The organism is Pseudomonas sp. XS1P51 (assembly GCF_054897845.1).
This window is the reverse complement of record NZ_CM142707.1, coordinates 2,006,408-2,018,987: the sequence shown is the minus strand read 5'-3', so window position 1 is coordinate 2,018,987 and position 12,580 is coordinate 2,006,408. Positions and strand designations below refer to the sequence as shown.

Here is a 12,580-nt window from a genome sequence, read left to right as displayed (position 1 = left end):
TGCCATCTGAACACAGGTGGTAGCTGTGTTCGTGCCGTTTTGAGCCGTCGGGAAGACAGTATCTGCTGCCCGACGGCGTTCGATCCGCAGAGCGTCAGTCCAGACCGCCGATGTGCCAGGCCTTGATTTCGAGGAACTCGTCCAGGCCATACTTCGAGCCTTCACGACCAGTACCCGATTGCTTCATGCCACCGAAAGGCGCCACTTCCATGGAGATGATTCCGGTGTTGAGGCCGACCATACCGAACTCCAGGCGCTCGCCGACACGCCAGGCGCGGCGCATGTCCTGGGTGAAGTAGTAGGCGCCCAAGCCGTACGGAGTAGCGTTGGCGAGCGTCAGTGCTTCGGCCTCGTCCTTGAAGCGAAACAGCGGGGCGACCGGGCCGAAGGTCTCTTCCGTCGCCAGCAGCATGTTGGCACTGGCGTCGCGCAGCACCGTAGGTTGTACGTAAAGACCGTCGCCCTGCGGAGCGCCGCCGATGATCACACTGGCCCCTTTCTCCAGCGCGTCACTGATGTGGCGCGCTACTTTGTCAACGGCCGCAGCATTGATCAATGGGCCGATGGTGACGCCCGCTTGTAGCCCATCGCCGACTTTCAGTTCGGCGACGGCCGCGCTCAGACGTTCGGCGAAGCGGTCGTAGATGCCCTCCTGTACCAGGATGCGGTTGGCACAGACGCAGGTTTGTCCAGCGTTGCGAAATTTGCTTTGCATAACACCAGCAATCGCCAAGTCCAAGTCCGCATCGTCGAACACGATGAAAGGGGCGTTGCCGCCAAGTTCCAGGCTCAGGCGTTTGATGGTTGCCGAACATTGGCTCATCAGCAGTTGGCCGATGCGCGTGGAGCCGGTGAACGACAGCTTGCGCACGGCGGGGTTACTGGTCATCTCGCCACCGACGCCGGCGGGCAGGCCGGTCAGGACGTTGAACACACCGGCCGGAATGCCGGCACGTTCAGCGAGTACGGCCAGGGCCAAGGCCGACAGCGGCGTCATTTCTGAAGGTTTCACCAGCACCGGACAACCGGCGGCGAGGGCTGGCGCGCACTTGCGGGTGATCATCGCATTGGGGAAGTTCCACGGCGTGATTGCCGCGACCACGCCGATCGGTTGTTTGAGCACCAGAATGCGACGGTCAGCGGCCGGTGCGGGAATGGTGTCGCCATAGATGCGGCGAGCCTCTTCGGCGAACCATTTGACAAAGCTTGCGCCATAGGCGATTTCGCCACGCGACTCGCTCAAAGGTTTGCCTTGTTCGGTGGTCATGATCAGCGCCAGGTCCTCCTGATTGTCCATGATCAGGCGAAACCAGACCTCCAGTAGCCGGGCACGCTCGGCGGCCGGAACCTCACGCCATGTGACGAAGCACGCTTCGGCGGCTTCGATGGCGCGGCGGGTTTCCGCAGCTTGCAGCGCAGGAACGCGAGCAATGACGCTGCCGTCGGCAGGGTTCGTCACGTCGAGGGTTGCGCCGTCGTCGGCATGGATCCATGTGCCATTGACGTAGGCGCGTTCGACGAAAAGAGAAGGGTCACGCAGCTTGGTTTTCAACATGATCAGGTTGCCTTGAGGGTCCGAACGATGGGTTCATTGTAAGAATGTCTACCCAGCGGCCGATGCCGAGATGACCGCCCGAACGGGTGATAGATGCTGAATTGAAGCGATTGACGGCAGGCTGTGCCGAGGGGGGAGGGTTGTCGGAAACCTTTGTGGTCGCGGCGCGTGGGGCCGCCGAAGGTCGCGATTAGAATCTATCGTAACGTTCGGCGGCTCCAGGTCGTTTTTTTCTGGGCGACTATTGCTTGTTCCGTCCCGCAATCACTACCAGCAGCAATGAGGCCAGAATCAGAATCGAGCTGATCGCCGCGATGGTTGGATCGATTTCGTCGCGTAGTGCGGTGAACATGCGCTTGGTCAGGGTCTGGTTGTCACCACCGGAAATGAATAGCGCTACCACGGTTTCATCCAGTGATGTGATGAAGGCGAAGAGGGTGGCCGACACCAGGCTTGGCTTGATCTGTGGCAGGGTCACTGCCATGAACGCACGAAAACGATTCATGCCCAGACTACGGGCGACCATCTCCTGAGACATATCGAAGTTACGCAGTCCGGCCAACAGAGCGATGATCACGTACGGCAACGCCAGCATGATATGCGCCAGAATCAGACCGATTATGGAACTGACCAGGCCGATGCGTGCGTAGACGAAGAACACCCCGGCCGCGATCAGAATGATCGGCACCATCATCGGCAACAGCAGAATAATCTGCAGGGTGCGTACCACGCGCAGACTGGAGTTGTTGATGGCGTAGGCTGCCGCCATCCCGATCGGCAGGCTGACCACGGTTGTCGCCAGTGCCGTGATCAGACTGACGCGGGCCGCCGACATCCATTCAGCGCTCTGGAAGAACGCTCCATACCAGCGCAGCGACCACTCCTTGGGTGGGAACTGCAGGAAACGGGCTTCGGAGAAGGACATCGGTACCACAATCAGCACCGGCAGGATCAGGTACAGCAGGATCGTCGCCACCACCAGGGTAAATAGCATGTGTGACACACGGACATGGCGCAGGCTGCCAAGCATTTTCATTTAGCGTGCTCCCAGGATGCGTTCAATGGGAATGAACTTGTTGATGCCCCAGAAAATCAGGAACACCACCAACAGCAGTACCAGACCGACCGCACTCGCGGCACCCCAGGCGTGATACAGCTCGACGTTGCGTTGCACCAGCATCGACACCAGGATTGTCCGGCCACCGCCCAGTAGTTCTGGAGTGATGAAGAAACCCAGGCAGATCACGAAGACAAGAATTGAACCGGCCATGACTCCCGGCGCAGCCATGGGCAGAAACACTCGGCGAAAGGTATAGAACGGCTTGGCGCCCAGGCTTTCGGATGCCTGCATCAGATCCTGCGGAATCTTTTTCATCACCGAATACAGAGGTAAGACCATGAACGGCAGCATGACGTGCAAGGTGCCGATCACGGTGCCTGTGGTGTTGTGCATCAGGTTAAGGGGCTGGTCGATGATCCCCAGGTCGATCAAGGTCTGGTTGACCAGGCCGCGGCGTTGCAGCAACACCAGCCAGGCGTAGGAGCGTACCAGGACGCTGGTCCAGAACGGAATGATTACGCAGATCAGGATCAGGTTGGCCCAGAAACCCTGGAGCCGGGACGCGGCATAGGCGATGGGGAAACCCAGGAAGATCGACAAAACCGTGACCATGAAGCTGATCTTGAAGGTCAAGGCGAAGGTGTCCCAATAGATGCGCTCTTGAAAGATGCGCGCGTAGTTTGCGAGAGAGAAACCTTCTTCGGTTTGCACCGATTGAAACGCCAGCCAGCACATCGGCAGGATCAGCAGTACCACCACCATGATCTATTGGTATGGACGCCCCCATCCACAAACCAGAGGTCTCAACATGCCATAGTGGAAAGACTTCAGAAACCACAAACCAAGAGGAGCGTCCGGTATGAAAATTATGACCGTTGGTATCGACTTGGCGAAAAATGTATTTCAGGTGCACGGTGTTAATGAACATGGCAAGACCGTTCTGAGGAAGCAACTCAAGCGCGACCAGGTCGCCACCTTTTTTGCCATCATGCCGCAATGTCTGATCGGTATGGAGGCCTGTGGAAGCGCCCACCATTGGGCTCGCAAGTTGCGCAGTTTGGGTCACGATGTGAGGCTGATGGCCCCGCAATTCGTAAAGCCATACGTGAAAACGAACAAAAACGATGTAGCTGATGCTGAGGCGATCTGCGAAGCGGTGGGTCGGCCAAACATGCGTTTTGTGCCGATCAAGGACATTGAGCAACAGGCCGTGCTGTCGCTGCATCGGGTTCGTCAAGGATTCGTGAAGGCGCGGACAGCGCAAGCTAATCAGATCCGTGGGCTGCTAGCCGAATTTGGTCTTGTAATCCCACAGGGCATCGCACATATCGCCAAGCGCGTACCGGAGTTTATTGAGGATGAGCGCAACGAGTTGCCGGGCTCGTTTCGTATGCTTGTGCAGCGTCTACTGGAACAATTGAAGGGGTTCGATCATCAGGTTCATGAGATCGAGAATCAAATTGTCGCTTGGCATCGCGCGAACGAAAACAGCCGCAAGCTGGCCAAAATGCCAGGCATCGGGCCGATCACGGCCAGTGCGATGGTAGCCTCTCTTGGCGATGCCAAGAGTTTCAAGAATGGCCGACAGGTGAGTGCTTGGCTTGGGCTGGTGCCGAAGCAGAACTCCACTGGCGGTAAGACGGTGTTGTTGGGGATGAGTAAGCGTGGGGACTCCTATTTACGGACGCTACTGATCCAGGGTGCACGGTCGATGATCTACGCAGCACAGCGAAAAGAGATCTCTGACAGCTGGCTTGGCCGGCTACTTAAGCGGCGTAACGCCAATGTGGCAGCCGTTGCACTGGCTAATAAAAACGCCCGAATTATATGGGCCTTGTTGGCCGGTGACCGCGAGTTCCGCTCCGATTACATGACCGTCGTCGCGTAATCGAAGCGGCTTGAAGACGTCAACTTAACCCCGTAGCGGACCAACTCTATTGATTGCTCAGGTGATCATGAATTGATGGCAAAACTGGTAAGACCGTGGCCAAGAAAATCTGACCCGCACAGCGTGCCATGAGCACACGGATCTATTGAGAACTCGGCCAGCGGATTCCATCAGGGACAGCGGCAACGCCGCACCGAAAGTCCGGATGTATGAGTGCAATCTCTACCATTGAGCCGTCACAGATTGAAAGCTTGGCAACCCGGGGGCGTCCATGTAAGTGCGGGGGTGAGCAGTAACAGCATCGAAGCGTGTTCCTTGCGCTCTTCGCAGGCCAGGGCTTCGCTTCTGGTGAGTGGCGGCAGGCGCTGATCGTTGTCTGAATCAGGCCGGGATTTGACGAGATAAGCATTGGACATGTTGATCTCCCATCACTTCTTCTGGCTGGGGCAAACCCAGCGTCGGCTGATGGACTTGCTGGTCTCTGTCGGGGTTGCACTGCCGGTGTTTATCACCAGGCTCGCGAGCTGAAAAGCGCGGTGCTTGAGTGTTGTCATGTGGAAGACTCCCGATGGTGGGCAGATTCTGGAAGCGAGCTTGATGTCTTGTTGTAGGTCGCTCTGCGGGACCCTGTCATCCTAATGTACCGAGATGCCAGCAAATGAAGCGGTCATAAATGCATCACGTCGTAGTGGTTTATTGCGAAATAGGGGAGGCGGACGGCATCTCCTGCGCTGAGGTCGCTGGCGCGGGCCTCTCAGGGGAGACGGGGTGAAAAGGTCTCTAATCCAGACCGTTTTACAGATGTCGGATAGCGGAATGCTGTCGAGAGCTGCCGATTTTCACCGGTAGCTCATGTCACAGGCGGAACCGTGTCACCAGTTTGTTCAGCGAATCCGACAGCCTGGAAAGTTCTTCGCTGGACGCGCCAGTCTGCTCGACCCCTTCTGCGGTTTGCGCCGAGAGGCTGCGAATATTGATCAGGTTGCGATCGACCTCTCTGGCGACGTGAGCTTGCTCTTCAGAAGCACCGGCGATCACCCGGTTGCGCTCGGAAATCTGCGTGACTCCACTGGCAATGACATCAAGGGCCGCACCGGCTTCCCTTGCCAGGCTGCGGGTACGATTGGCAAGTTTCTGGGTCTCGCTCATCGCCCTTGCTGCCTGCTGAGCTCTGTTCTGGACGGCACCGATCATGCCTTCGATCTCTCCGGTCGAGGATTGAGTACGGTGAGCCAGCGCCCGCACTTCATCGGCGACTACGGCGAAACCGCGCCCTTGCTCTCCGGCCCGGGCCGCCTCTATGGCGGCGTTAAGCGCCAGCAGGTTGGTTTGCTCTGCAATGGCACGAATGACGTCGAGTACGCTGCTGATGGCTTTAGTCTGTGCAGCCAGATCCACTACCATCGTCGACGAAGCATCTATTTCGTTGACCATATCTTCGATAGATTTGATGGTTTGCTGCACCTTGACCTGACCGTTTTGCGTACAGGCGTCTGTCTCTTGTGACACCTGAGACGTGGACACAGCGTTACGTGCAACTTCATCCACGGCAGTGGTCATTTGGGTCACGGCAGTAGCAGCCTGCTGGATCTCGTCGTTTTGACGGATCAGGCCGTTGCCGGTCGTTTGGGTGATCAGGCTCATGTTGCCGGACGCCGTCGCCAGTTGCTCGGACGCATCAGTGATGCGTTGCACGGTTGCTTTTAAGTTTTCCTGCATGGTTTGCAAGGCATACAGTAGCTGGCCGGTCTCGTCCTTGCTGGAGACCTGGATCGGCACGGTAAGATCGCCGTTGGCAACTTGCTGCGCGGTGAGCAGTGCTCTGGCGAGTGGGTGAGTGATAGAGCGAGTAATGAGCACTCCTAGTCCTGCTGCAACCAAAAACGCAACGATGATGCCTACGATCATCGACAGGTCTAGGAGGCGGATCAACTGGTTGGCGTTTTGTTCGGCTACTCGAGCCTGGGCAGTGTTCGTGCTGACGATGAGGTCGGCATCCTTCTGTATCTGTACAAAGCTGATACGAACTTTGCCGTTGAGTAGCTTCTTGGCCAAGAGGTAATTATCTGCCCTGATGGCGGTTAAGTATTCCTGCAGCAGCGCTGTGTATTTATCCCAGTCCTGTTTCAGCTTGTCGCGCGAGGCTACTTCGTTGTTGTTCAGCGTCAACGCCTGATACACCGAAAATGTCTCGTTGATGCTGGCTTGTTTGATCTGGAGTTGTTCGATGGTTTCGTTGAGGTCAGCGTCGGTGGCATTGTCCGCTTTCTGTGAGAGAAGAAAATACAGGCTGCGGTTGTGAAGCAGGGCGTTGCTGAATAGCTCGTTGACGGTGTTAATGGACACGATGGTATGGGTCTGCAGGTCCTGCATCATGGCGCTGAGTTTCTTGTTGCCGGCCATGCCCATCAAGCCGATGGCCAGGGTCATTAACGAGAAAAAAACGAAGGCGATAGCCAATTTTGCCGAGAGACGCAGATTGTTGAAGTGTGTCATGTGTAGTCATCCCCGAAAACTCGATCGCGTTGAGCGACCGGGCCGCTCTCCATTCAAAGCAGTGCAATGCTGTAGCTGACCAACAACCGGTTCTGGTCAGTGTCGTGTTAGGTATTGTTATTGGACTGCCAACGTGAGCGCCGTTGCCGCCAAGTGCCGGCATTGTGGCGATGTTTCGAGTGTTCATTGTGATGTGCTCCTGCTGTCTTTCTGGTTTTTGTATTAGATGGCCGTGGAAATAAAAGCGAACGAGGACTCACGACGTGTCCATGCACGGCATGTGTTGTTATAGGGAGTCAGGGAGGTCGATCTACCTCGGACTATGCGCAGAGAGAAAGATCTTCAGCAGGCATTCATGCTTGCGTAGCTATCTGCGGCCCGAACAATTGTTCGGGCCCGTTATCTCTCTGCTGGCCGGGACCGGAGTGTGTACCAAGTGCCTATTTCTTTTGGACGAAGGCTAGCCAACGTTCTTCAGCTTTTACGCCAGCATCAGACGCCCACCATTTGGCGGACAGGAGTGCTTGACGGGAGATATTTTCTGGCGCCGAAGGCAGCTTGGCAGCACGATCTGCCGGGATGATACCGGTCTTGAACGCTTCAGGATTGAGTGGGCCGTAATCGATGATCATCGGCAATGCTGCCTGCAGTTTGGCGTCGATGGCCTCGTTGACGAACTTCATTGCAGCAACCTTGTGTGGGGAGCCTTTAAGTACGCACAGCGAATTGGTTTCCAGCACGCCTTGGTTGTAATCGAAGGCCACAGGCGCGCCATCCGCCTGTACTGCGGTGATACGACTGTTCCAAGCCTGAATCATGTCCACTTCGCCGTCGCTGATCAATTGAGCCGACTGGCCGCCCGAGGTCCACCAAGTGGCGATGTTAGGTTTGATTTCTTCGAGCTTCTTGAACGCGCGATCCACGTCCAGCGGGTACAACTTGTCCGCCGGCACACCGTCAGCTATCAAAGCGATTTCCAGCGTGGGTCGCGGCAGATTGCGCAGGGAGCGCTGCTGACTTTGCCACTTTCGATCTGGGTCTTGATGATTGGATAGGCCTTGGGCGAACTGTCTTGTTTCAAGGTCAGACCGAGTTTTTTTGCGGCAGGTTCGAGTATCGCTTTGCTCTGCGCTTCCTGATAAGCCCCGCCCTGAGAGACGAAGGTAATATCTTCGGCGAAGGCCTGACTGGCACAACTGGTCAGAAGGGCTAGGCTCGCAAGTTGAAAAGTACGGACACTGGATGTTGTCATATGGAAGGCTCCCAAGGGTTGGCAGATTTTGTAAGCGAGCTGGAGGTTTTTGTTGTAGGTCGCTCTGCGGGACCATAGATTTCTAATGTACTGGTATGCCTGCGAAGCAAGGGGGCATAAATACTCAATGGCAAAGTGCATTGTTGTGAATTTGATGGTTAAGGCGGCATTTTCTGCGTCGCTTGAAATCTGGGGGAACTTTTCTTTTTATCTCCCAGATGGGGTGATTTCTGCGCTACATATCCTTTCTCTGTGGCGTCATTATGTCGAACCCCCGAAAGTTGATTGCCGAGGCTGGGCCGACTAAGTAGTTTGGCATCAGTGGCATGATGACCAGTGCGGTGATGGCATCTTCACGAGATAACACGCCAAATGGGACGACAAAGCGAGTCTGCAACAGGGGTATTGCGTGTACCGAGACTCAGGTCATGGGCTGCCACTGAAGCGTCGCCATTAGGTTCTGCGTTCGGACGATACGGCTCCGATTGCTGGTTACATCGCCCGGAAAAAGTCCGTACAGCGGCTCTTGTGTGTCGCGACAGCAAGAAGGCTTGTGGGGACATAATCGATGGCGGGCGTCAGGCCTTTCTAAGTACCCCAAATAGGAAGGCCGCTGCATGGGAGGCAATCGGTGCGTCCTGCGGTCGACAATACTGGACTTCACATATGAGTGGCTGATCCGCAACCTTGACCTGACTCAAGCGTATCGCCACCCATTGGTGGCTGAATACCTACTGCGGCGCACGGCAATCAGTGGATCGACCGCGTGCTGACATACGGGGGAGAGGAGGGGCGTCATAGACCTCCGTCGGTCATTTGGTACCAGGCAATCGCGGCAGCGACATAGGCCCGATGCAGTCCATATAAGGGGAATGCCTTGATATCCGTTGGGAGGACCGGAAGAGCGCTGCGATCTCCGCTGATCATATAGTGGGCCAATGCCTGCCCCATGCGCGTTTGCAAACCCACGCCACGGCCCTGACAACCAATGTCAATCAGCAGCCCTGGCGCCGGTTCGTGAAGGTGTGGGAAATAATCTCGGGTAATGGCGACACGTCCACACCAGCGATAGGCAATAGGGATGCCGATTGTTTGCGGGAACAACTTGGCCACAGCGCTTTCCAGGTGTGACCAATGATCGGGACGCGATGGATCTGGATCCTGAAAAGTACCGCGCCCGCCAATCAACAGCCGCCCGGTGTGGTCTATGCGGTAGTAAAGCAGCAGATTGCGGGCATCCGATGAGACGTGCCCCTCGGGCAAAATACTGCGGCGCACATGCTCGGGCAGAGGCTCGGTTGCGATCTGGAACGAGTTGGCATCGATGATGGTTTTGCGCAGTTGCGGCCACAAATCATCGGTATAGCCGTTGGTGCACAGAATCACCCGCTCTGCTGTGATCTGATTTCCTTGAGCAGTCCTGACACACCAATTCCCGGCACTTGCTTCAAGTTTCGTCACGGGTGACTGGGTAAAGATTTTAACACCGGCCGCAACAGCTGCTCGTGCCAGACCACGGACATAACTCAAGGGCTGAATTCCACCACCTCGTGGATCGAACCAACCGCCATGATACTTATCGGTGCCCAGCAGCCGAGCGGTCTCGTCGCGGTCGAGAAAACGCGCGGCGACACCTTGCGCATTCCAGTCACTGACCCGGCGCTCGGCCAGTTTGAGCGCGGCGGGCGTGTGTGAACCCTGAATCCAGCCGTTGCGTACCCGTGGCACGTCCATCTGGTACTTATCGATCAAATCGAATACAGCGTCGACGGTTCCGGCAGCGAAATCTATCAGCGGTTGAGCGCGATCACGGCCAAGCTTGTCGATCAGTTCACTGGGATCGTACTTGAGCCCGGGAATGACTTGTCCACCGTTGCGGCCGGAACCACCAAAGCCTATTTCCTGCGCCTCCAGCACTACGACGCGCACGCCCTGTTCGGCCAGATGAAGGGCTGCGCTCAGCCCGCAGAAGCCGGCGCCGACGATGACAATATCAGCTCGCTCGTCCTCCCCAAGCGGATGAGTGGGTGGTGCATCGACAGCGGTGGCGGCCCATAACGAAGGGCTCAACGGAAAGTATTTACTAGTCATGGCAATGAGCCTCGCTTACATCGGATGAAGAACGCGCCGCAGGAAGTCCTGAGTGCGAAGGTTTTGCGGGTTGTTCAACAACTCCTTGGACGGACCTTGTTCAACGATGACGCCTTGATCGATGAACAACACACGATCGGCGACCTCTCGGGCGAATTGCATCTCATGGGTGACGACCACCATCGTCATTCCTGACTCGGCCAGACGACGCATCACGTCCAATACATCGCCGACCAGTTCCGGGTCGAGCGCCGAAGTGGGTTCGTCGAACAAAATGGCTTTGGGTCGCATGGCCAGCGCGCGGGCGATCGCGATCCGTTGTTGCTGGCCCCCTGACAACTGGTTGGGATAGGCCTCGGCTTTCTCTGCCAGGCCCACGCTGGTGAGTAGTTCCATAGCGTGTTGACAGGCCTGTTGGCGGTTTTCCTTTTTTACATAGATCGGCCCTTCGATCACGTTCTCCAGAACGGAGCGATGTGGGAACAGATTAAAGCGCTGGAACACCATGGCCACTTCCGTACGAATGGCTTTGATGCTTGGCGACTTGCGCTCTACCTTGATGCCATCGATTTCGATGACTCCGCCCTCGTAGCTTTCCAGGCCGTTGATACAGCGCAAAATGGTCGACTTGCCCGAGCCCGAAGGGCCGACGATACACACGACTTCGCCCTTGGCCACCGAGGCGTCGACGCCTTTGATCACCTGAAGATCGCCATAGGACTTGAATAACGAACGAATCTCGATCATTTCTGCCCCCGTTTTTCGAAATGGCGTACGAGCAAAATGAGCGGTACGCACATGATCAAATAAAGCAGCGCCACCAGGGTGAACACCGTGGCGTTTTGAAAGGTTGAGGTGGCAATCAATTTGCCTTGCAGTGCCAACTCCGCGACGGTAATGGTAGAGGCCTGCGATGAATCCTTGAGCATCATGATCATCGTGTTGCCATAGGGTGGCAGCACGATTTTGATCGCTTGGGGAAGCACGGCGCGCCGCATCATCAGCCACCAACCCATGCCCATAGACTGTGCCGCTTCAAGCTGTCCCCGGTCGATGGCTTCGATGCCGGCACGGAAGTTTTCCGCCTGGTAGGCTGAATAGGCGATCCCCAACCCGATAATGCCGGCCTGCAAGGCGCTTATGGTGATGCCGAAGTCGGGCATCACGAAGTAGATGTAAAACAGCAACACGATGATCGGAATGCCGCGAAGCAAGTTGATAATTGCCGCGCTCAGCCACGCCAGTATTGGCACACCTGATACGCGCATGGCTGCCCAAACCAGGCCTAGCACGGTCGATAGCAAAAGCGATCCGACCGTCACTTGAATGGTCAGCCATGCGCCCTGGAGCAGAATGGGCAAGAACTGCCATGAATTGGTGAGGAACTCGGACATTGATCGATTACTCGGGTCAGGGGGCAAGGGACGCGCTCGGGCCAGTTGCTCAAACGCATCGGATCGGACTTGTCCTGAGGCTTACAGCCCCCATTTTTTCAGGATGGCGTCGATGGTACCGTCGGCCTTGAGGGCGGCGAGGGCAGTGTTGACCTTGCCCATCATCTCGGTGTCACCCTTTCGGCTGGCGATCCCGATGTTGTTGGGCATCGTGGCTTTGTAGCTGGTGACCATGTGCAGGTTCGGGAAATGCCCTTGAGTGATCGCGTACGCGGCGATTGGATAATCCAGAACCCCGACGTCGATACGACCGGCATTCACGTCACGCATCAGGTCTGCAGTGGTTTCATAGAGTTTGACGTCGGAAAACAGGCCGCTTTTCTGCAGCGGCTCGACAAACGCAGTGCCGACTTGTACGCCGACTCGCTTGCCTTTCATTTCCGCGAAGGTGGTATAGGCGGTGGTATCGCTGTTCGGGGCGATGACGCCTTCGCCGTAGCTGTAAATGGGGCTGGAGAAATCCACGACTTTTTCGCGCACTGGGGTGATGAACATCGCAGCGGAGATCAGTTCGACGCGCTTGGAGGTCAAGGAACCGATCAATGAGGCGAACGGCATGGGTTCTATCTGCACCTCGAAGCCAGCTTTCTCGGAGACGGCTTTTACAATGTCGACCATCACCCCTTCAATGGTGTTGGTCTTCGTGTCCAGGAACGTGAATGGGCTCCCCGTGGGGGTGGAGGCGACCTTGATGACGGTAACGGCACTGGCCGGTCCCGTGAATGAGAGTGTCAGTGCGCAGAACATTGCAGCAACCGTGAGTGGGCGTTTCATATGCGTTCCT

12 protein-coding genes are annotated in these 12,580 nt (G+C 56.5%); 1 reads left to right on the top strand and 11 read right to left on the bottom strand.

The annotated features are described in order from the left end of the window. Window positions 1-94: 94 nt before the first annotated feature. The 3 genes from ACYZUD_RS09275 to ACYZUD_RS09265 form a co-directional block, all read right to left on the bottom strand. Window positions 95-1,555 (bottom strand): NAD-dependent succinate-semialdehyde dehydrogenase, encoded by a 1,461-nt coding sequence (locus ACYZUD_RS09275; RefSeq protein WP_462023706.1) that lies wholly within the window; start codon window positions 1,553-1,555, stop codon window positions 95-97. A 241-nt stretch (window positions 1,556-1,796) separates the two neighbouring features. Further along, window positions 1,797-2,591 carry an ABC transporter permease gene (locus ACYZUD_RS09270; RefSeq protein ID WP_462023704.1) on the bottom strand — a complete coding sequence of 265 codons (795 nt, stop codon included), beginning with the start codon at window positions 2,589-2,591 and terminating at the stop codon, window positions 1,797-1,799. Next, complete coding sequence (locus ACYZUD_RS09265; RefSeq protein ID WP_462023703.1) at window positions 2,592-3,377, bottom strand: ABC transporter permease; 786 nt, start codon at window positions 3,375-3,377, stop codon at window positions 2,592-2,594. Window positions 3,378-3,474: 97 nt separating this feature from the next. Here ACYZUD_RS09265 and ACYZUD_RS09260 point away from each other — a divergent pair, with 97 nt between their 5' ends. Beyond that, on the top strand, window positions 3,475-4,503 hold the full coding sequence (locus tag ACYZUD_RS09260) for an IS110 family RNA-guided transposase (RefSeq protein ID WP_448111180.1): 1,029 nt from the start codon (window positions 3,475-3,477) through the stop codon (window positions 4,501-4,503). A 236-nt stretch (window positions 4,504-4,739) separates the two neighbouring features. Here the strand turns inward: ACYZUD_RS09260 and ACYZUD_RS09255 are convergent, their stop codons facing one another. The 8 genes from ACYZUD_RS09255 to ACYZUD_RS09220 form a co-directional block, all read right to left on the bottom strand. Next, on the bottom strand, window positions 4,740-4,919 hold the full coding sequence (locus ACYZUD_RS09255; protein ID WP_462023702.1) for a hypothetical protein: 180 nt from the start codon (window positions 4,917-4,919) through the stop codon (window positions 4,740-4,742). Between the two features lie 439 nt (window positions 4,920-5,358). Further along, window positions 5,359-6,999: a methyl-accepting chemotaxis protein gene (locus ACYZUD_RS09250; RefSeq protein WP_462023701.1), complete on the bottom strand. Its 1,641-nt coding sequence runs from the start codon at window positions 6,997-6,999 to the stop codon at window positions 5,359-5,361. A gap of 440 nt (window positions 7,000-7,439) precedes the next feature. Further along, the gene (locus tag ACYZUD_RS09245; protein ID WP_462023700.1) at window positions 7,440-7,967 is read right to left on the bottom strand and encodes an extracellular solute-binding protein; all 528 of its coding nucleotides are present in this window, start codon (window positions 7,965-7,967) and stop codon (window positions 7,440-7,442) included. Then, window positions 7,964-8,251, bottom strand: a complete 288-nt coding sequence (locus tag ACYZUD_RS09240) for a hypothetical protein (protein ID WP_462023699.1) — start codon at window positions 8,249-8,251, stop codon at window positions 7,964-7,966. The genes ACYZUD_RS09245 and ACYZUD_RS09240 overlap by 4 nt, the downstream gene beginning before the upstream one ends. Before the next feature lie 795 nt (window positions 8,252-9,046). After that, window positions 9,047-10,342 carry an NAD(P)/FAD-dependent oxidoreductase gene (locus ACYZUD_RS09235; RefSeq protein ID WP_462023698.1) on the bottom strand — a complete coding sequence of 432 codons (1,296 nt, stop codon included), beginning with the start codon at window positions 10,340-10,342 and terminating at the stop codon, window positions 9,047-9,049. 15 nt (window positions 10,343-10,357) lie between these two features. Continuing rightward, window positions 10,358-11,089, bottom strand: coding sequence for an amino acid ABC transporter ATP-binding protein (locus ACYZUD_RS09230; protein ID WP_462023697.1), 732 nt, complete (start codon window positions 11,087-11,089; stop codon window positions 10,358-10,360). Then, a complete protein-coding gene (locus ACYZUD_RS09225; protein ID WP_462023696.1) occupies window positions 11,086-11,736 on the bottom strand; it encodes an amino acid ABC transporter permease in 651 nt (216 codons plus the stop codon). Before ACYZUD_RS09225 ends, ACYZUD_RS09230 begins: the two co-directional genes overlap by 4 nt. Window positions 11,737-11,817: 81 nt before the next feature. Then, window positions 11,818-12,570: an ABC transporter substrate-binding protein gene (locus ACYZUD_RS09220; protein WP_462023695.1), complete on the bottom strand. Its 753-nt coding sequence runs from the start codon at window positions 12,568-12,570 to the stop codon at window positions 11,818-11,820. Window positions 12,571-12,580: the final 10 nt, after the last annotated feature.

Bases quoted from the DNA above. Each gene is read 5' to 3' on its own strand.
- ACYZUD_RS09240 (WP_462023699.1), bottom strand. From the start codon at position 8,251: ATGACAACATCCAGTGTCCGTACTTTTCAACTTGCGAGCCTAGCCCTT.
- ACYZUD_RS09265 (WP_462023703.1), bottom strand. From the start codon at position 3,377: ATGGTGGTGGTACTGCTGATCCTGCCGATGTGCTGGCTGGCGTTTCAA.
- ACYZUD_RS09250 (WP_462023701.1), bottom strand. From the start codon at position 6,999: ATGACACACTTCAACAATCTGCGTCTCTCGGCAAAATTGGCTATCGCC.
- ACYZUD_RS09270 (WP_462023704.1), bottom strand. From the start codon at position 2,591: ATGAAAATGCTTGGCAGCCTGCGCCATGTCCGTGTGTCACACATGCTA.
- ACYZUD_RS09220 (WP_462023695.1), bottom strand. From the start codon at position 12,570: ATGAAACGCCCACTCACGGTTGCTGCAATGTTCTGCGCACTGACACTC.
- ACYZUD_RS09235 (WP_462023698.1), bottom strand. From the start codon at position 10,342: ATGACTAGTAAATACTTTCCGTTGAGCCCTTCGTTATGGGCCGCCACC.
- ACYZUD_RS09275 (WP_462023706.1), bottom strand. From the start codon at position 1,555: ATGTTGAAAACCAAGCTGCGTGACCCTTCTCTTTTCGTCGAACGCGCC.
- ACYZUD_RS09255 (WP_462023702.1), bottom strand. From the start codon at position 4,919: ATGTCCAATGCTTATCTCGTCAAATCCCGGCCTGATTCAGACAACGAT.
- ACYZUD_RS09260 (WP_448111180.1), top strand. From the start codon at position 3,475: ATGAAAATTATGACCGTTGGTATCGACTTGGCGAAAAATGTATTTCAG.
- ACYZUD_RS09225 (WP_462023696.1), bottom strand. From the start codon at position 11,736: ATGTCCGAGTTCCTCACCAATTCATGGCAGTTCTTGCCCATTCTGCTC.
- ACYZUD_RS09230 (WP_462023697.1), bottom strand. From the start codon at position 11,089: ATGATCGAGATTCGTTCGTTATTCAAGTCCTATGGCGATCTTCAGGTG.